This is a genomic window from Wolbachia endosymbiont of Drosophila bocki, from assembly GCF_028982005.1.
GTDB lineage: Bacteria > Pseudomonadota > Alphaproteobacteria > Rickettsiales > Anaplasmataceae > Wolbachia > Wolbachia pipientis.
Window position 1 is genome coordinate 1 of sequence record NZ_JAPQLG010000045.1, and the last position, 20108, is coordinate 20108.

A 20108-nucleotide genomic window follows, 5' to 3' on the forward strand; every position below is an offset into this window, starting at 1 on the left:
AATCCTTACCTTTTAATCTGCAGATTGGCGAAAGCAAATACAATAGCTTCAGTTTCATGATAAGGGGGCTAGCGGAGTTTGTCAAGGAATTCTTATTAAAACTAAAGAGCTCAAATGAAAGGAGGTAAACTCTAAAGTGTACATTTAGTAGCGCTTTCTATGAGAGAAATCGTATTACCTATTCCGTAAAGCTTTATGAAAGATCCCATTCTTGGACCGGTTTTTTGGCCAAGTAACGTTTCATATAATAGCTGAAACCAGTCACGTAAGTTGGTGTAATCATATTTTTTTCCAATAGAAAATACCTGAGATTGAATTTCTTCAGCAGTAGCAGTTGTAGATAGAGAATGTAAAGTGTCCTTCAAATCTAGTAACGCTGCTTTTTCTTTTTCATTTGGAGTTTTATATGATTTTGTTGGCTTGATAAAATCGTGATAATACTTTACTGCAAAGTCTGAAAGTCTATCAAGCATTTTATTATTTTCTGGTGTAACGTTTGGTGCATAAGAGGATATAAAACCCCATAGGATCTCTTTGTTTTCAGCATTACACGCTGCTGCTAGGTTTAAAAGTAGTGAGAAATTTATGCCTGAAGTTTCTATACTGGGAACATTGCCCTGGTGAATGTGCCAAGCAGGATTATTTATATCCTTTTCTTTGTTCTCATGATAACGCTTTACAAATTCTAAATATTCATCAGTTGATTTTGGTACCACATCAAAATATAAACGTTTAGCTTTTTTAGGACTCTGAAAAATGTACAATGCTAAGCTCTCTGTTGGTGCGTAAGTTAGCCACTCTTCAATTGAAATGCCATTTCCTTTTGATTTTGATATTTTCTTTCCTTCTTTATCAAGGAAAAGCTCGTAGCAAAACAGAAGTGGTGGCTTTTCTCCAAGTATTTCACATATTTGACTTGAAAGCACAGCAGATGGAGTTAAATCTTTTCCGTGAGCTTCGTAATTTACTCCAAATGCGGCCCACCTCATTCCCCAATCAGGTTTCCATTGCAGTTTACATTTTCCTTTTGTCACTGGAACTTCTATTTTTTCCCCGTTTGGGTCTTCATATGTGATTGTTCCTTTCTCTGTATTTGTTTCAATTACTGGAACTTGTAAAACTTGAGAAGTTTTTGGGCATATTGGCAAGAATGGACTATAAGTCTGCTGTCTTTCTTCCCGAAATGATGGAAGCATTACGTCCATCACTTTATCATAATTTTTCAGTAAGAGTAAAAGTTTTTCATCGTAAACGCCAGATTTATAACACTCTGTTGCACTCCTGAACTCGTATTCAAATTCAAACATATCAAGAAATTTACACAACAATGAATTCATATGATGACCATAACTCTGATGAGTGCCAAATGGATCAGGTATCATAGTCAATGGTTTATTTAAGTGCTCTCTTAGCATCTCTTGATTTGGCACATTATCTGGTATTTTTCGCAAACCATCCATATCATCTGAAACTGCAATGATTTTGGTTTTTATACCAGGAGCTATTTTTTTTAATGCATTTACAATAACTGTAGTGCGGAAAACCTCTCCAAAGGTTCCTATGTGGGGTAAACCAGAGGGTCCATAACCAGTTTCAAATATTATTTCTTTTTTATTAGGAAACTCTTGCAATATTTTTTCTGCTTCTTGAAATGGCCAACTTGTCATTATCGGGATTAAATAATGCACCTTAACTTAAAGTGCTACTAGTTTCAATGGATTTTTAATATAATGGTATAGTATTAGTGTTAGAGCTATTATTAGAAGGTTAAAGATATGTCCACAGGTAGTATACAAACAGATCAATTATTTAAAGGTCTTACAAGACCTGCAATGCTCTTTGGTGTGAGTTATATGTTTGCAATATTAAACGTCCTGATTTGCATGCTAATTTTCATTAATTCAAATGATTTAAGAGTGATTCTCTTAATGTTACCAGGTATACATGGACTTGGTTATATAGCTTCTGCAAAAGAACCGTTGTTTATTGAATTATTTATGGTAAAATTGGGAAAGTGCTCGAAATGTTTAAATCGTTTTTATCATGGAGCCAATTCTTATGATATTGCTTAACGTTGTGTGATGCTGAGGTTTAGGGCTGTTCAATCAAAGAATAAATCTACTCTGAGCAGGGAAGTTCACGCTGCTGAATTTATCCCTTATTCTTGCTATTGGAATAGCACAACCTTGATGACAAAAGAAAATTGGTTGGTTAAGGTTATAAAATTAAGTGGCTTTGCATTTGAAACCGCCGATGACGAGGATTTAGTTATACAGAACAACATCAGGAATCAGATGCTAAGAAGCATTTCATCTCCGGCATTTAGTTTGTATTTTCATACTATCAGACGTAAGAAAAATATTTTTTCTGATGAATTTGCAAGTCAAGGTTTGCCGAATTTTTTCGCTAATCACGTAAATCTAAAATGGAGAGAAAAACACGCAACAAGGCAATCATTTATTAATGACCTATACATTACGATTATCCGTAGAGCGGACACAAAAGGAGTAGAATTTTTGTCACATCTACTAAAAAAATTCGGACATGTAACTTCAAAACATGCTTGGGAAAGTGATATACGTGCCACGTATGAAGATTTAGAGGAAACGACAAATCGTGTAGTGACAAGCCTTAGAAATTATTCGCCTAAAATTCTTGGAGTAAAAGAAACTCCAGATGGTTTGTTCTGCGAAATAATGGAGTTTCTATCTAGAATCGTAAATTGTGGCTTCGTTACAAATACGCTTTTTCCGCTAAGAACTGAAATATCAAGATACTTACCAGTATATAGGTTATTCTTTGGCCGTAAGATGATACAGGTTGTGACTCATAATGAGAGTAAATATGCTGGAATAATTAGTATCAAAGAATATGGAAATCATACTTCTGCAGGAATGCTTGATTCGTTTTTACAACTTCCTTACGAGTTTATAATTACGCAATCTTTTCAATTTATAAACAGGCAAATGGCGATTGGAAAAATGCAGATACAGCAAAATCGAATGATACAGTCTGCAGATAAAGCTATTTCTCAAATAGCAGAAATTTCTCAAGCGCTTGATGACGCAATGAGTGGTAAGATTGCGTTTGGTCAACATCACCTGACTATTTTATGTATAGAAAAAAGTCCTAAATCATTGGATAACGCTCTGTCGTTGGTAGAATCAGAGCTTTCTAATTGCGGTGTTTACCCTATACGTGAGAGAGTTAACCTTGAACCAGCATTTTGGGCGCAAATTCCTGGTAATTTCGATTATATAGTGAGAAAAGCTACAATAAGTAGTCTTAATTTGGCTGGATTTGCATCTCAACATAATTATCCTACTGGTAATAAATTCAATAACCACTGGGGAGATGCCGTTACAGTTTTTGACACGACATCTGGTACTCCATTTTTTTTCAACTTTCATATAAGGGATGTTGGACACACTATGATAATTGGCCCAACTGGTGCTGGTAAAACTGTTTTAATGAATTTCCTGTGTGCCCAAGCGATGAAGTTTTCTCCAAGGATATTCTTTTTTGATAAAGATCGCGGTGCAGAGATTTTCTTAAGAGCACTTAGTGGTATCTATACTGTAATAGAACCAAGAACTAAAACAAATTTTAATCCTTTACAACTTGATGATACCTCTGATAATAGAACATTTTTAATGGAGTGGATAAAGTCTTTAATTTCGGTATATAATGATAAATTTACTTCAGAAGATATTGCACGAATTAATGATGCAATTGAAGGGAATTTTAAATTAAGAAAAGAAGACAGATTCTTGAGAAACCTCGTACCGTTTTTAGGGCTTGCAGGTCCTGATACTCTAGCTGGGGCAATATCTATGTGGCATGATAATGGTTCTCATGCTGCAATATTTGACAATAAAGAAGATTTGCTAGATTTTTCACGAGCAAGAGTATTTGGTTTTGAGATGGCTAGCTTGCTCAAAGATCCTGTTGCTCTTGGACCGGTCTTGATTTATTTATTTCATAGGATTAGTATATCTCTTGATGGTACTCCATCTATTATCGTTCTTGATGAGGCATGGGCGTTAATAGATAATCCAGTTTTTGCACCCAAGATAAAAGACTGGTTGAAGGTACTGAGAAAACTAAATGCTTTTGTGATTTTTGCTACTCAGAGTGTTGAGGATGCAAGTAAAAGTGCTATTAGCGATACGCTTGTACAACAAACAGCGACACAGATTTTTTTACCAAATCTGAAAGCTACTAGTGTCTATCGGGATGTTTTTATGTTAACTGAACGTGAGTATATATTAATTAAGCACACAGATCCAAGTACTAGATTCTTTTTGGTGAAACAAGGAGTTAATGCTGTAGTAGCTAGAATAGACTTAAAAGGCCTGGATGATATAATCAACGTATTATCCGGACGTGCAGAAAGTGTTCTATTGTTACACGATATATTAAATGAAGTTGGGGACAACCCAAAAGTATGGTTGCCTATATTTTATCAGAAGGTAAAAAATGTTTAAGACTAAGCTGTCATTGCTATTAATTGCGATATTTTTACTAAATATAGACTTTTTACTCTCATATCCAGTGCTTGCAGATGGAGTAAGTGGTACTGACAAGACAGAATTTGTTAGCAGATTTAATTCCACTGGCAGTTTTAGTCGTGCCTCTAATCCTGATTGTGGAGCGTTTAAAACAGCTGCAGCACTTGCTGGAATAGCGATTGCTGTTGGCGCAATATTTACTGGCATTGTTTTGATCGTTTCTTCTGCTGGTTTGTTTACCGCTCTTGTTATTGTTGGAATGATAGCTGCAATTGTTGGAGTCTGGAAAGCGATAGGAGGGCTTGTTGTTTGTGAACATAGTTTTGTTAAACACCCAGTTGCACGTGATCATGATGGAAAATACAAAAATTTTAAATTAGAAGACACAGGTTATAGTGGCTGCACCAATGAAAATTACCAAACAGAAGAGGAATATTTTTCTTGTTTGCAAAATAAAGCTCGGGAAGACGTGAACAAAAAAGATTATGACGGGAAAAGAGCAGAAAAAGAAGCCTTAAATTCTAACGTTCAGGAGAGTACAGAGAGTTATTACTGGCCAAAAAACGGTGTGCAATACAGTGAATATATAGAAGTATGTCATCGAAACCCTTTAACTTTTGGTAATCTTTTTAACAAGAAAGACTTTGATTTCAGAAAAGAAACTGGATACATAGATTTTGATGTCAGGGAGAAAGATACTGGATATGTAGATGGGTCATGGTCCCCGAAGGTTGATGGTGAGCTGAAATGTAAAGTTCTCAAAGCAGGACAGAGCGAACCCATACATGGAGCTACATTTAAAGCAGTAAGAAAAATGGGCAGATTATGTGTGGAGTTAGCAAGTGTGAAAATGCTTGGTATCGAAATGACTCCTTGGCCGCAAGGGGTTGATATGGGGTGCACGGAATTGCCACCTGACCCACTTGCTCCTATGTGTGAAAAATCTGTGATGATATTCAAAAATAAAGATGGTACAGGAGAGGAAAAAGTTCCTATTGGTAATAATGATGACTATAAAACTATTATCAGATCTAAAGAAAAAAGACTCAACGGACAAGGGGGGAAAATTTTTGTAGGTTATGATAATGCTGGCTGTTTTAGCTCGTATGTTTCTGAAGCTTGTTATAACCAGGCAGGGAGTAAATCATTAGCTCCTATTCCCGCAACTTCTATGATAGTGCAATGCATTAAGGAATCGTTAGATAATTTAGTTGCAGGTAAAGGTGCACCAAATGGTGAGAGTTTTATATCTGTAGCACAGAAAAGGCTGAAAAACACTGTAACTGCTGTTTTAGTTTTAGCTTTAATACTGTTCTCTATAAAAGCCATGTCTGGTGGAGTTCAGAGGCCTCAAGAAATGTATATGTTGATCATAAAATTCGCTTTAGTGATTTACTTCACAACAGGCAGTACCGTGTCTCATTATTATGGAGAATTAACTCGTCTCTCAAATGGTTTGTCAGAGATAGTGCTAAAAGCATCATCTGAAAGTAAAGGCATATGTAATTATAAAGCAGGTACAGATTATGAATATACTCGTGCAGGAAAGAGGGTATCTTACAGTTATCTTGCACCTTGGGATAGGCTTGATTGTAGAATTTTATTTTATTTAGGTGCCCCTTTAGATGGAATTGGTGGCAAAATTGGTACTGGAGGTGTTGCAACGTTAGCAGTCTTGCTTGGTGCTGCTCCTGTCTTATTAGTTGCAGGTTCGGTAATCGGTATTATTTTTGCTGGTGGACAAATTTTAGTAGCTCTTGTCTGTATATTTATGGCCGTTCTGATGATGATGGTTATTTTGTGGCTGTGCTATGTATTTATTTTATCTCTAGTTGCTTTAAGTGTAATCATCATTTTATCACCTTTGTTCATTCCTATGGTTTTATTCCAACACACCAAAGGATATTTTGAAGGCTGGGTGAAAGAGTTGATTACCTATAGCTTATACCAGGTTATCCTTTTTGCGTTTTTGTCCTTTATGTTCATAGCATGTGATAAAATCTATTTTAAAAATTTAAATTTTGAACTGGACGAGTCATATAAAAATGAACAACCGGACAAGTCATATGAAAAGAAACAAGCAGAAATCTCATATAGTAAGAAAAAACAGTGGTTTAAATTGAAAGATGGGGAATGTGATAAAAATGAAACTACTCTTGCATGTATGATGCAAAATTATAGCTTTAAAAAGAGCAGCATACTTGGTCTATTCGACTTTACATACATGGAGTTTGGCAGCTCTCTCATCGGAGAATTATTAAAATTGTGTTTAGTATTATTCCTCTTTTACCACTTTTTAAACATTCTTCCTGGCATGGCTGCTGAACTTGCTGGTAACCATAGAGCAGCACTTGGCTCAGGTCGGACACCTGGACAAATGGTGGGCAAAGCTTTATCTGCTGCCAAAGCTGCTGCTGGGGGTGTTGCTGGAGTTGCTGGTGCTGCTGCTAAGAAGTTGAGTGGTGGAGACAAGAGTAGATCTCGAGGTTCTGGTTCTAGTAGCTCCGAGAGTGTTAGCAAAAGCACTGAATGAGTTGGATTTATGCTAAAATTTTTGCTGATAATACCGTTTTTTTTTCTGTCAGGCTGCGGGGAACATCACTGTATTAAGCCAGAAAATTTATCAGGTTTGCGTGAAAAACTAGATATAGTGTCAACAGAGCAGAAATGGGTTGATTCTGGTGTTAATATTTCAGATAGAATAAGAGTAACAGAGATTGATATAGTGCCTAGTAAGGTTAATTTTTGTCCTAAGCAGTATGCAGATTTTGCAATTGGGCCTGGGAGAAATGACGTTGCATTACCATTTGCGCTTAAAAAAGGCGATACGATAAGCTTTAGTGTGATTGGAAGTAAAGTGTGTAAAGATAAAGAGAGTGAGACAAAAATCAGGTATTTGAAAATCGACGAAAAGTGTAGCGAGCAAGAAACGGAACATTTTGCACATGTTTTAAATCAAGAGAAATGCCAAGGTGGCAAGGATGGGATATGTCCTAATAAATATATAATAGGCGATGCGCAATGGTTGAGTGGAAGAGAGTACTGGTTTTCGAAGTTAGATCAAGATGAAAGAAAAAAGGAAATTGAAAATATTATTAACTCTATAAAACAAGGAGAGAATATAGATTGCAGCAAGCTTTCAGAGAGCAGTGCAAGTAAGATAGATACGCACATTTTAAATTCACTCTGTAGACGTATATGTAAATTTTCTTCTGGTCGTAGAGGCGAGGATTGCGTGTATATTGAATATAATAATATAGAAATTGAGCTATTCAATGCTTTAAATTCTAGTGGTGAATCTGTTGTTGCTGAAATTATTAGTAACGTATTAAAGGGAAAACAGGTAAAAACTGACATTACATTTCTAAAAGTTGGTATGGATAATGAAACTCTTGAACACATTCCAGGTGGTGGTTTATGTACTAGTTGTGATCATAAGATGGAGAATGACCATCAAATACCAAGTTTAACTTTTAGTCTATGTAGCAGAAATGACAAGAGCTGCTACAATACAAATGACAAAGGCGGGTTCAACATAAGAGTAACGAAGAACCATGGTCTGGAAAATAGCTTGTATATAAGTGTTTCCGATAAATTCCCTGAGCATAAGCCTGGTGAAAATCAAGCGGATATATCTGTAGATATCAGCAAAGTTCATGACATGGAAAACTTGAAAGGAAAATTAAAAGACAAAACAGGCACCATATATTACGGAATAAGAGACCATGGCTGCGATTACAAAAATGAAGGTCAGTTTAGTATTAACCTAACAACTAAAGAGCCACCTACAAAAACTTTTAGTGCAATATATAATTTCTTTGATGAAAAAGTGAAAACTGCATTTTTCGGCTCTAATTATAAAGACCCTAACGCAATTCACTCTGATACTAGTCCTGTGAAGTCTCTTTACGAAAGTTTTATAAAATCAAGCAGAACAAATACCATTAGATCTACTATAATATCACTATTAGTACTATATATAATCTTATATACTCTTTATTACTTTTTTGGATTAACTCATATTTCTATATATGAGTTTTTAATTATATGCGTAAAGATAGGAATCATCGCCCAGCTATTGCAGGATAATAGCTGGGACTTTTTTTATAACAACGCATTCTCTATATTTATTAACACTCCAAAACAACTAATAGAAATAGCAAATTTTAGAGGCACTACTTCAAATGTTTTTGAGTTTCTTGATTTGCCGCTCAATAGGTTCTTGTCATCGCATTCAGTATTGTTAATAGTATCTCTTATATTTTCTGGCCCTTTGGGCATTGTATCTTTTTGCTTGGTGATTTGGGGTTTAATCACAGTGAGCTTATCTATTTTTAATGCCTTATTTTCTTTTATTACATCTATAGCAATAGTTGCGTTATTACTTTCTTTAGCACCTATTTTTATTATTTGTCTTTTATTTGCGTATACTAGGCAGATGTTTCAAAACTGGGTTAAAAATTTAGCAAGATTTGCAATTCATCCAGTGGTCCTTTTAATTTTTATATCACTGATAAGTCAGGTTATGGATTATATTGTGTATTCAGTATTTGATTTTGAGGTCTGCTCTACATGTATACTTAATATTAACCTAAAGATTTTTAACCCTTGTATTTTTTATGGTTATGCTTCCAAATATACACCTAATATTACCGCTATGATGGCTTTTGTTATTTTGGGACACGCTATGAAAGCTTTAGTTGAAGCTTCTTCGGCAATATCTGACTCGTTGTTTGGTGCTTATGTAGCGAGCGAACCTGGAAGACAGTATCAACAAAGCTTAATGGGAAGAGTAGGGTTAGATGAACAAAGCGTTCAAAGAAGAGAAAGAGGAGATGCCTCTCAACAGTCAGGTACGTCAAGACCTCAAATACCACAAGGGACTCAAAGGTCAACGCCTCAGATACCACAAGGAAGACAGCAATGATAAGTAAAAGATCACTATTGTTGATACTGTGTCTTGCAATCACTGGTTGTAATATGGATTGTGTCGAGCCTGGGTTGCAGAGCAAAAACACCAGCGTTAATGTGGATGTTCCAGTTCGTGAAGCCGATAAAATTCATTGGGTTGATTCTGGTCAGGTAATTAGTCAGGGTGAGAAAATCAAATTCACCCTCGATGGATCAGTAAATTTTTGCCCTTTTAAAGAAGACAAAAATCCAAGGAAAGTACTTGTGCCAGCTAGCTTTTGTGCTGATGGCTCAGAACCGAATTATAGTAAGGCTGCGGATATTAATAGTGTACCTAACAATTATGGTGTTAATGAAAGTAAAAACGAACTATGTGGTGGCAAAGGATTTGGCAGCAATAGACGTTATGTGGACACTGGAATTAAAGTAAATCCTGGTGACAAGTTAAGCTTCAGCTTAGTTCCCAGAAAAATAACAATTGATTACGACAATCCAGAAGGGAAAGGCATCAATTTTGATGACAATTGTTATAAAGCTGCAGAAAATGACCGTAAGGAAACTGTATATAAGAAAGCTACAGTGAGTGAAGTACATCAGGGGGGAGAGTTTTTTTGTGATGGTAAAGATGGTACAAAAAATAAAATACAATTTTTACCTCTTGATAAAACAAAAGCAAAGGAAAGCAAAGTGCTAGTTGGCAATGGGTATACCCCATATGATAATAAGGTGCATTTTAATAAAGGTTATATTCAAGACAACGAACCATGGGTATATGGTTCACTACTTGATTTACGCCGCGCTAAAATAGGATTGAACGAGTTATGTGATGGAAAAAACTGTAGTCTTGATGAGAGAAAAAAGTACTCCTCCTATGAGCTTAACTGTTACCATCAAAATATATGCTATACTGAGAAGGGTATATGGAACTATGGTTTAGATCAAGCAGGAGAACGGAACTGTGTCTCCTCTATAAGGTATAAGAAGTACGATAAAGGAAATAAATGTGATATGTATTCTTATCTAGAAAAAATGGAAGGGAATGTTAAAGCAGGTAGTTTTACTGAAGATGATAAATCTTGGGCTGAGGCTCTTGTTGCAAAAATAAGCGATCCAGGTGATGCAAGTATTTCTGAAGGCAAGCGTAATGATATGAAGGGCGATGCTAAAGGTATTCAATGTCTTCCAAAAAGAGGAGAAGCAGGAAAGGAGAAAAATGATAAACTAGTATGCTCAAAAATCAGTGATAATTTTGAAGATTTTTCCTTAAAATTAAATCATGACTATCCAATAGGAAGTGTAACACCTGGTAGCAGTGTGATGCTTGCCATTGCAGATTATGGTCACTATGGAGCTAATAGAGGTGGGTACCATGTTAAAGTGACTAGATCATGTGAATATATTAATGGCGAAAAATTATATGTATATTTAGGTGATGAGCCACCTAAAGATTTGCATGGTGTGGGAACTAATGATTTTAAAGTGGTAGGAGTGAGAGAAAGAGTAGACGGAAAAGATGAGTACACCATATTAGATGTAATAAGCGGAGAACACTTTCAGAACGAGGAGTCTAAGAAGATATATTTCGGTATCGATGTAAGTAACGTAGAGAGAGATGACATTACAGATAAAAATGGCAAATATTACGAAAACAATAAGTATAGTGTAACTTTATTTGTTAAAAGAAAAATTAATGATTTTATTTCATCGAATATAAACGAGATATTTAAGTTTACGAAAGAAGAAGTAATTGGTGACAGCGTTAAAGATTCATATAAAGGATATATAAAAGGCCTTCTTCAGGGGGTAAGAGCTTTGCTTACTCTATACGTTATATTTACTGTCTTTGGCTATATGTTTGGAACAATACAGCTAAGTAAATTTGATTTTATTGTAAGAATGTTCAAGATAGCATTTATAGCTTTTGCCTTTAGCGATAGAAGCTGGGAACTCTTTGGTACAACTTTATCCAGACTTTTTGTAGATGGCAGCACTTATTTAGTTGATAGCTTTTCTGGCTATATAGGGGAAGGGGAGAGAAAATTTGCATTCTTAGACTTAACAGCAGGAGTATTATTCACAACAGAAACTTGGCTAAAGTTTTTATCGTTGATGCTCTCTGGTCCTTTTGGCTTTATTGCATTTTTGGCAATACTCTATGCTACTTTTATGTTCTTAAAATGCATTATTAGCGCTACGTTTAAATATGTGATATCTACTGTTCTAGTAGCGTTTTTACTGTCATTAACACCTTTGTTTATCGTGTTTATTTTATTTCAACAGACTAAACCCTTGTTTGATAACTGGATAAAAACGTTGGCTCATGTTTCATTAGAACCAGTCATTTTATTTTCATCTTTATCTCTTTTAAATCAGTTGATGTATTCAGTTTTATATAACCTCACAAATTTTTCTGCATGCTATCAATGTTTAATTAGCATAAATTTCTTATCGTATGATCTATGCCTGATGAAATCAATACTGCCTCTTGGATACAGTCCTGGCACTAATGTTGATGTTGCACTCAGTACCGGAGAAAGGGCTGGTGGGCACTTTGCAGCATTACCTATAGACCTAATCCAGGCGTTTATATACCTCATTATTGCCGGTGCAATGGAAGCTTTTGTTTCTATATCGGAAACTATGGTACAAACACTATTTAGCTCTGGTTATGGAGTTACTGGCGGTGTTGGTACAGTTGCTAAGAGCGCATCGCAAGCTATGCTGTCAACCGTTGGCCTTGATGATAAGACCCAAAGTATGATACAGAGTATCAAGCAGAAAATGAGTAAAGATCGGGGAAAAATTGAGGCTAAATTACCTAACACGCCAAAGCAACCAGACAAAAAAGAAGATTCTAAAGGAAGTTCTGATAAAACAACGAGTGATAGACCTAAAACATTAAAACAATCAGATCAGCAAAAAAATTCTGATGAAACAATAAGAAGTGATCCTAGTGCTAAAGCTAAAAACAAGGAAGAAAATGGAGAGGAGTAAGATATAAATGATATTATGGAGTAACTAATTAAAAAGATATTTTAAGTAAAGTTTTAGAAATTTATTCTGTATTTGGAAAAAGTTTAGATATGCAATCACGTTTAGGCAAATGTTGGTTTAGGGTATTACTTCTTGCAGCTTATGTGCTGATCACAGGTTGTAGTAAAAACGATATGCCTTTTCCAAGGTGTATATCTGCTGACTATTTTGGTCCTAAACCTATTGCAGTAAGCGCTCATTTTTCAAGCGACCACGATGCGTTTATTCCAGGAGATGGAGAAGTTATTGATCCTGAAACTGGCGAAATTAATTATGGTTTTCACCATAACCAAGTGGTGAAGTGGGAGGATACCGGACTCGAAACCAATGGAGATAGTTTAAAAGTGCGAGTTAATGGTGCATGGACATCTTGGAGTAATAATAACAAGAAGGAATCTAAAAAAGGCGGTTATACCTTACAAAGCTTGGAGCAGTTAAAATATGCAACTAAATTTGAAGGTAAACAAAGTGATAATAGTTTACCTAATTTTCACTTAGTTTGTAATGATTATAAACCTAGCATACAAAAATTTTCAAGTAAGCCTAATGCAAGTTGCACTGTAAATTGCAAGTGCATTAATGAAGATGATAGCGCAAATACAGTATCACGTGGTGCTCCATGTTGGTTTACCAACGGTCATGGTGCTTATCTTTTGTTTCAAACGGGGAAAGATGATCCTAACGAAAATCTAAAGTTAATGCGCGATCCTCAATATCCTACTGTACATCTAGGTTATAACTCCACAGCAGAGGGCGACAATGGATTTTTTACTTTAGACAGAGATAACACTAAATTAAAGGACAGAAATTGTAATGAGTTGAAGTTAAAAAAGGGATGGAAAATATATGTAAAAATATTAGATAGATATTACTTAGATAGTGTAGGTGGCTACTCTTTTGAGTTCTTAAGTGGAGTGCAGCAGCCAAGTAGTTTTGGGTTTTTTGATTACATTTATAACTATCTAAAATGTGTATTATTGATTAACGAAAATTGCAAAGAACATTTTAATAGCAATGATCCTGCAGTTGCACAAGCTATGTTCGAAAATATAGCTGAAAAAGGTACGAGCTTTCACAATTTTGTTCTTTCCTTGCTTGTTCTATTTGTAATGATTTCATCGCTTCTTTATCTTTTTGGCATGATACGAGAAACTAAGCATGATATGCTCATCAGAATGATGAAAATCACTCTAGTAATAGTGCTTATATCTCCTGGAAGTTTTAGATTTTTCTATGATCATTTTCTTGTTTTATTCGTTAAAGGTCTTGAACAATTGATAAGTGTAATTACTAACTTTGCTCCCAACATGAACACCGGAAGTATTGCTCAAGGAGATGAAGCTAAGTTGTTTAGCTTCATGGAGGACATGTTCAATAAATTTTTTGCTTATTCTGTTTGGAAAAAGTTTGCAGCGTTTTTACATTACCAAATGTGGGCAAGCCTTCTTATGATACCGGCAATTTTCATAGGGATTGTACTATACTTCTTGTTGTGCTTGTATGCTTACATAATATTTCTCTCTGGCTTTATGGGTATAGCTTTTCTTATAGCTATCATGCCACTGTTTCTAATTTCTATTTTATTTTCACCGCTGAAAAGTCTATTTGAAGGTTGGATAAAATTCTGCATCAGTTTTTGTTTACAATCGATTATGATATTTACTCTCTTGTCATTGTTGGCTTCAATGATAATGAACACCTTTTATAGACAACTAGGTTTTACTGTATGCTACAATAAATGGTTCGAGGTAAAGTTATGTGCTCCAAAATGGGTGTTTGGCGGTTTTTGTATCGTTGATAAGCAGTACTTTGGTTGGACTCCAGGGCAAATTTTCGTACCTTACACTCTTGGAGAAGCTTCTTCTCTTAACATAGATAAAAGTATAGAAGGTATAGAAAAGATAAGCAGAGAAGGTGGTACAATAAAATTTACTGGTGGTGCTGGATATATCCCGCTTCCACCGGATTACATTGAAAAAGGGTTTCGTTATATAGATTATCCTTTCTTTAACCCAATTCCTGGTACTAAAGAGAATCCAGCAGACCATTATATTGCAGAAAGTGATATGGTAGTAGATAATAGCTGTAGTGTAAAAGATTTAGTGCGTTTAACAAATAGTTTATCCCATGCATCAGAAAAAGCTGATATCTTATTATTGATTAATAATATAAGTAAAAAGACAGAAATCTATTGTAAGCAGCCAGGAAATGAAAGCAGGTGTACTAATTACAAGGAAATCATAGAAAAAGTAATTCTACAGCCAAGTTTAAAAAGTGAAATAAAGTCTTTAGTGCAAGATATAATTAGACAAGATGGGAGCTGCCAATCACAGAATTTTTATAAGGTAAATAGAAACTATCAAGAAAATAGTGATTACCAAAGGGTGCAAGACATACAGAGAGGTTATTTAATCAATGCAGGGGAAATCTTTGTGTTATTCTTGCTTTCATTTTTAATGCTCTCCTTACGCGAGTTCGTACAACAAATGGGCTCAAGTATAGCTGGTGGTGGATTCAGCGTTTACAATATATCTAGAATGTATGAAGCATCGCCTTTGGTTGGCATAATGGAAGGATTAAAACAGCATTATTGGCAAGACGCAATTGGTGGAAAACTAGAATCTTTACGTAATTGGGCTACTCATTTACCGGATAGATTAGCCGGAGGTACAGCTAATCTACTGGGTAGGATACCAAGGGTTGGAGGAGTGCTGAAATACGCTATTGATGTGCCACGTAAATTTGTAGGTGCTACTATTGAAGCAACGAAGCTTGCAACATCGCCTGAAAATGATGTTGATAAGCTCGAGGAAAAAATTTACAGGGCATTTGGAGTTGATAAGGAAGATATTATACACAGAAGGATCGGTAAATATTTAGATTATTATAAAGGATACGTAGGATCACATTTGGGCTATACAATAGAAGATGCTATGAAGTTTACTTGGGAGCATGGTCTTGACTCTATAGGAAAGCATGGCTATGATCATAACCTACTCTATAGAGCAAAAGAATATAGGCGAGATTTCTTAGAGAAGCTTCATGATTACACTATCGGCCGTAAGAGAGAACCAGAAAAAGACAATCCTGATCAATCAAATAAGGTAGAACGAGAGTTAGGCACGGAACTAGTAAGAGATAACCATGATCAGCCACTAGAAGAAGGCGACCCTCTTCGACTACGAGGGGGAGGTCAGCCAGATAAGGTAGTACGAGAACTAAGCGCAGAACAAGAAGACAAGCCTAATCAACTACAGCATGATCAGCCAACAGAAGAAGATAAGCCTGATCAATCAAATGAAGTGACACGAAATTTAGGCACGGAACCAAAAGTTTCAGATGAAATTGATGATTTTGGATCTGCTTTTGAAGGTATGGAAAAACGTGCTGAAAGAGAAGGCAGAAGAAATCAAGATAAAGTTTACAACCTCTCACCACTTTTTGAAATGAACACTCCAGAAGCTGTAGAAAAACGTGCTGAAAGAGCTAGAAGAAAAGAAGAAAGAGATCGAAAAGACGAAGTTTATAATCTTAAGCCTTTATTTAAAGAACCAAAAAATCCAGAAGAGTACGTTAGGGCACTTTTTGAAATGAATACCCAGGAAGCTATAAAAAAACGTGCTGAAAGAGAGGAAAAAAGAAATCGAGAAGACAGTAAAAGGAAATTACCGGAACCAATGAGGAAACCAGATGCAAAAGGAGATGAGAAGAGGATTGAAGATGAAGACTAATAAAAATTTCAAAGGCCTTGATTATTATAAATTGCAGCAAGACAAAGATGGCAACATAAAGTTAAATGACTACGACGACGTTTTAAATGCGCGTAGGGCAAGGGTAGACTTGTTGCGGGATAACACATCACTTGACAAGGATGTCAATTTTGCTAAGTTGAATAAAGCTTTGAGTGAGAAATTTGTAGGTAATCGTGGTTTATTGTCTGAATTTGATAAGGAAGACAAAGAGATTGCACAAGAAAGGCTTAAGATGTCCAATATTTTAGACAATCTTGATAATCTTGCAAACATTAAAAGTGAAGAGCTATTGGAGGTTAGTTTATTGCTATCAGACCTTAGCTTCATAGAGAGAAATGTTGTACTAAATACCGATCAGAATTCTGATCTTACAGAGTTTAAAAGTCTATTTATCGAAAAAAAGGCATCTGGTAAAGAGTATAGTAAAGAAGAATGTAGAGGCTTTCTTGATAATATAGATAAAATCAATGCTATAATTAAGTTAGAGTTAGAAAGCAGAATTGAAGGGCTAAATCATGATGAAAAAAATGATCATGATGATTTACAAGATGAGATTGGTCAAGCAATTAATGCAGCAGGCAAATCAGAAAAAGATAACTGATGAGTCTTGTGTTTGTGTTTTTCTTACAAGCGACTCGATGGCTTCTCTCTATTAAACTGCTAAAGCCATATTGACATTAATCATATAGTATAAATCATTAGTTATTTTGGAGCTTATTTAATATGCTACGCATCATTGCAGGCAAATATCGCGGAAGAAAAATAACTACAGGTAAGCATTTAGCTGCACGGCCAACTATGAGTATTGTCCGAGAAGCAATATTTAATATGCTTTCCTCAAGAAAACCTATTTATAACTTGAATGTACTTGATTTATTCTGTGGTAGTGGTTCTTTTTCATTTGAAGCGCTTTCTCGCGGCGCTAAACATGCATTCATGGTGGATTCAGATTATTACAATTTGCAACTGCCTAAAAAAACAGCAGAAGATTTTGGAATTACGAACAATGTCACGCTAATTTGTTGTAGTGCTAACAAATTGCCACAACCTATTTCAAAGTGCGATGTAGTTTTTATAGACCCACCTTACAATAGCAATCTAGTTGAATCAACGTTGAATGGACTAGCTCACTCAGGCTGGTTAAGTGATGATGCATTGATAATTCTAGAGATTAGGAAAAACGAAGATTTTGAGTGCAATAAAAACTTCAGTATAATCTTGGAACGCACCTACGGTATAGCGAGAATAATTTTTCTTTCTCTATTAACTTGAACTTGCATATACTTTTCATTGATGAGTTCCAGTTCTATTTTCGTCAAGTTTCCGGAGAAATTACTTATTCTGTACTGCCCTAGATCAAAATTTTTATTAAATTCAGAGTCTATTAAATATTCATGTGCTTCTTCAATAAATTTATTTTCTTTTTCTTCGTAACTGGTGTGTTTTGTTGTACCATTATTATCCTCACGATAAACTAAATGTTCTTTATGATCAGCATGAATATTTTTATTTTCACAAACCTTTTCAGGATCGTGCTCAAGTACTTTTCTACCAACAATCAATAGCTTATAAGAAATTTCCTATGATTCCTTTTAAGCGAGTTTTGAATTTTTGAAATGTCATGACATTGTTGATACGGTTATCAAGAAACGATAAAGTATCCACAAAATCTTCTGAATAATCATTGATAAAAAAAAGTATCGTACTTAAGTACACTCCAGCTAATATTGCTCTTTTTGTATAGTAGTTAAAATCTGTTGATTGGTCATAAATGCCATACCAAATCGCACTAACAGTTCTGTATAAAAGTTTACTAGAAAAATATGTATTTTTTGGTGATACAGAGAATAATAAAACATTTCTTAAAAGTTCTCTATAATTTGGTAGCTTAGCGTAATTTGAAAGGCGTATTTGAATGGCTAACTTTACTCGCTCTCGCACTTTCATATCTTCTAAATTAGAATCCCTTAGTTCAGCTTCCATTGAGCTATTTAAGTCCTCTGCTATGTGCTCCAAAGCGCTATATATTCCATTCTGAAATTTGCAAAAGCTATTAGCTAGATTAAGGTCAGTGCACACCCTTAATAGGGTTTCATCGCTTATCCCTTCAAATGGAATAACCCTAATTAGCTTATCTATTATTAACTTTTGTTCCACGCAACATCATACTAAACAGCATGTGTGATTGTACCTGAGATTTTCAAACATTCTACAAAATGCTTCACCACGTTCCTCGAAATTTTTCCATTGATCAAAAGAAGCACACGCGGGAGAAAGTAATATTGTTACTTCTTCTGCGCTATTTAAGGCCTCTTCAAAAGCCAATCTGAATGCATCTTCTAGATTGCAACATTTAACATAATCTACTTTATTCTCCATAACATTTGCAAAAGCTTCGGTTGATTCTCCAATAAGAAAAGCTTTTCTAACCCTTGTAAAATGCTTGCTTAATGATTCTATTCCACCTTTTTTGCTTCTTCCACCAGCGATCCAATTTATGTTTTCATAAGATAAGATTGCCTTTTCGCTCGATTTTGCATTAGTTGCTTTGCTATCGTTCACGAAAAACACATTTCTTATTTTGCCAAGCAGTTCATTCCTATGCCTCAGTCCTGAAAAGGACTTGATTCCATTGATAATAGTGTTGCTATCTACTCCAAGTACCTTACATACGGCATATGTGGCTGCTATGTTTTCTGCGTTGGATATTAGGTTTATTTTCACGTCGCTTACTGATAAGCTATGATTCTCTAGTTTTAACGAGATCTTCTGGATCCCAGTGCCCCTTTTGTCATCCAAGTAGCTGACACTGGGATCCAGATAATTTCGATCTATACCAGTAATCTGTTCACTATAATCAAGCAAATTGTTACCTGCCAATGATATTAGATCTCTTGCACCACCCTCTGTCATCTGAGTAGTTGGCAATGGTTTTTCTTTTCTGGATTCCAGCGTCACGCGCTGGAATGACATCGGCGAATATGTTACTGAGATTGGAATTTTGTCTCCAGTGAATTTGTTGAATATATCAGCAGTAATCTCATTGTCACATCCTATTACGGCAACCTCACTACCGTTTATCAGTTTTAATTTAGTTGCTATGTAGTTCTCCATACTTCCATGCCTATCTATGTGATCTGGTGTAATATTGAGCAGTGCTGAAATGTCCACGTTAATTTCATTCATCAACTCCAATTGAAAAGAGGAGAGTTCGATTACATAAATTTCTGCATCTCTTTCTAGATCCAAAACAGGAACGCCCAAATTTCCACCAATAGCTACTTTTTTCCCTGCAGATTTTAATATGTGCCCTATTAGTGATGTAGTGGTTGATTTACCATTTGTTCCTGTGACGCCTATTACCTTCTGGTTCGTAGTTTTAGCTTCAAGAAATAGCTCAATGTCTGATTTTATTTTGCAATCAAATCTCCTTGCAAGTTTTACTATCCAATGTGGCTCTGTTGGCACTCCAGGGCTTAAAACCAATGCACTGATCTCATGCCAATTGTATTCCTTGGGATGAATAAAATTACATTTTTTATACATCATTTTTGCATTTGCTATTTGCTCTTCATGATCATCCCATGCATATATTCTTGCACCACTCTTTGTTAGAGCGTTAATGGCGGATAAACCAGTTTTACCAAGACCAAAAACCGCGACGTTTTGATTTTTGTATTTGTTTAGTTGCACTGCTAGATAACTTATGCGAACCATTTTATAAAGATATCGTACAAATTACAACAGACTTCTTGCATAGGTCACAACTGTCATTCAATAGAAACGAAAAAACTTACTTGACACCCTCCGCCAGTCCCCTTATCATGAAACTGAAGCTATTTATTTATCTTCTCTGTACAGATTAAATGACAAAAAAACTCACGTATCTGGCGTCTCATGT

The 20108-nt window shown here is 35.4% G+C and carries 11 protein-coding genes and 1 pseudogene; 8 read left to right on the forward strand and 4 right to left on the reverse strand.

The window, feature by feature from the left end:
• Nucleotides 1-131: 131 nt before the first annotated feature.
• Nucleotides 132-1667: a lysine--tRNA ligase gene (locus OZD61_RS00880; RefSeq protein ID WP_274979498.1), complete on the reverse strand. Its 1536-nt coding sequence runs from the start codon at nucleotides 1665-1667 to the stop codon at nucleotides 132-134.
• A gap of 108 nt (nucleotides 1668-1775) precedes the next feature.
• On the opposite strand from OZD61_RS00880, the gene OZD61_RS00885 reads away from it, so the two are divergent.
• The 8 genes from OZD61_RS00885 to rsmD all read left to right on the forward strand — a co-directional run bounded on the left by OZD61_RS00885 (nucleotide 1776) and on the right by rsmD (nucleotide 17479).
• On the forward strand, nucleotides 1776-2072 hold the full coding sequence (locus tag OZD61_RS00885) for a type IV secretion system protein VirB3 (RefSeq protein WP_007548615.1): 297 nt from the start codon (nucleotides 1776-1778) through the stop codon (nucleotides 2070-2072).
• 9 nt (nucleotides 2073-2081) lie between these two features.
• Complete coding sequence (locus tag OZD61_RS00890) at nucleotides 2082-4487, forward strand: VirB4 family type IV secretion/conjugal transfer ATPase (protein WP_274979499.1); 2406 nt, start codon at nucleotides 2082-2084, stop codon at nucleotides 4485-4487.
• Nucleotides 4480-7044: a TrbL/VirB6 family protein gene (locus tag OZD61_RS00895; RefSeq protein ID WP_274979500.1), complete on the forward strand. Its 2565-nt coding sequence runs from the start codon at nucleotides 4480-4482 to the stop codon at nucleotides 7042-7044. Before OZD61_RS00890 ends, OZD61_RS00895 begins: the two co-directional genes overlap by 8 nt.
• Nucleotides 7045-7053: 9 nt before the next feature.
• The gene (locus tag OZD61_RS00900; protein ID WP_274979501.1) at nucleotides 7054-9438 is read left to right on the forward strand and encodes a TrbL/VirB6 family protein; all 2385 of its coding nucleotides are present in this window, start codon (nucleotides 7054-7056) and stop codon (nucleotides 9436-9438) included.
• Complete coding sequence (locus OZD61_RS00905; protein WP_274979502.1) at nucleotides 9435-12416, forward strand: TrbL/VirB6 family protein; 2982 nt, start codon at nucleotides 9435-9437, stop codon at nucleotides 12414-12416. Before OZD61_RS00900 ends, OZD61_RS00905 begins: the two co-directional genes overlap by 4 nt.
• 89 nt (nucleotides 12417-12505) lie before the next feature.
• Nucleotides 12506-16186: a type IV secretion system protein gene (locus OZD61_RS00910; RefSeq protein ID WP_274979503.1), complete on the forward strand. Its 3681-nt coding sequence runs from the start codon at nucleotides 12506-12508 to the stop codon at nucleotides 16184-16186.
• On the forward strand, nucleotides 16176-16808 hold the full coding sequence (locus tag OZD61_RS00915; RefSeq protein WP_274979504.1) for a WD_0853 family protein: 633 nt from the start codon (nucleotides 16176-16178) through the stop codon (nucleotides 16806-16808). The genes OZD61_RS00910 and OZD61_RS00915 overlap by 11 nt, the downstream gene beginning before the upstream one ends.
• A 122-nt stretch (nucleotides 16809-16930) precedes the next feature.
• Nucleotides 16931-17479: a 16S rRNA (guanine(966)-N(2))-methyltransferase RsmD gene (gene rsmD, locus OZD61_RS00920; RefSeq protein ID WP_182319544.1), complete on the forward strand. Its 549-nt coding sequence runs from the start codon at nucleotides 16931-16933 to the stop codon at nucleotides 17477-17479.
• On the opposite strand, the pseudogene OZD61_RS00925 reads toward rsmD, so the two are convergent.
• From OZD61_RS00925 to OZD61_RS00935, 3 genes and pseudogenes are all read right to left on the reverse strand, one after another.
• A pseudogene (locus OZD61_RS00925) lies at nucleotides 17437-17751 on the reverse strand (hypothetical protein); the annotation flags it as partial. The gene rsmD and the pseudogene OZD61_RS00925 overlap by 43 nt on opposite strands.
• Before the next feature lie 22 nt (nucleotides 17752-17773).
• Nucleotides 17774-18364, reverse strand: a complete 591-nt coding sequence (locus OZD61_RS00930; protein ID WP_274979506.1) for a COQ9 family protein — start codon at nucleotides 18362-18364, stop codon at nucleotides 17774-17776.
• Nucleotides 18365-18370: 6 nt separating this feature from the next.
• On the reverse strand, nucleotides 18371-19924 hold the full coding sequence (locus OZD61_RS00935) for a Mur ligase family protein (RefSeq protein ID WP_007549232.1): 1554 nt from the start codon (nucleotides 19922-19924) through the stop codon (nucleotides 18371-18373).
• Nucleotides 19925-20108: the final 184 nt, after the last annotated feature.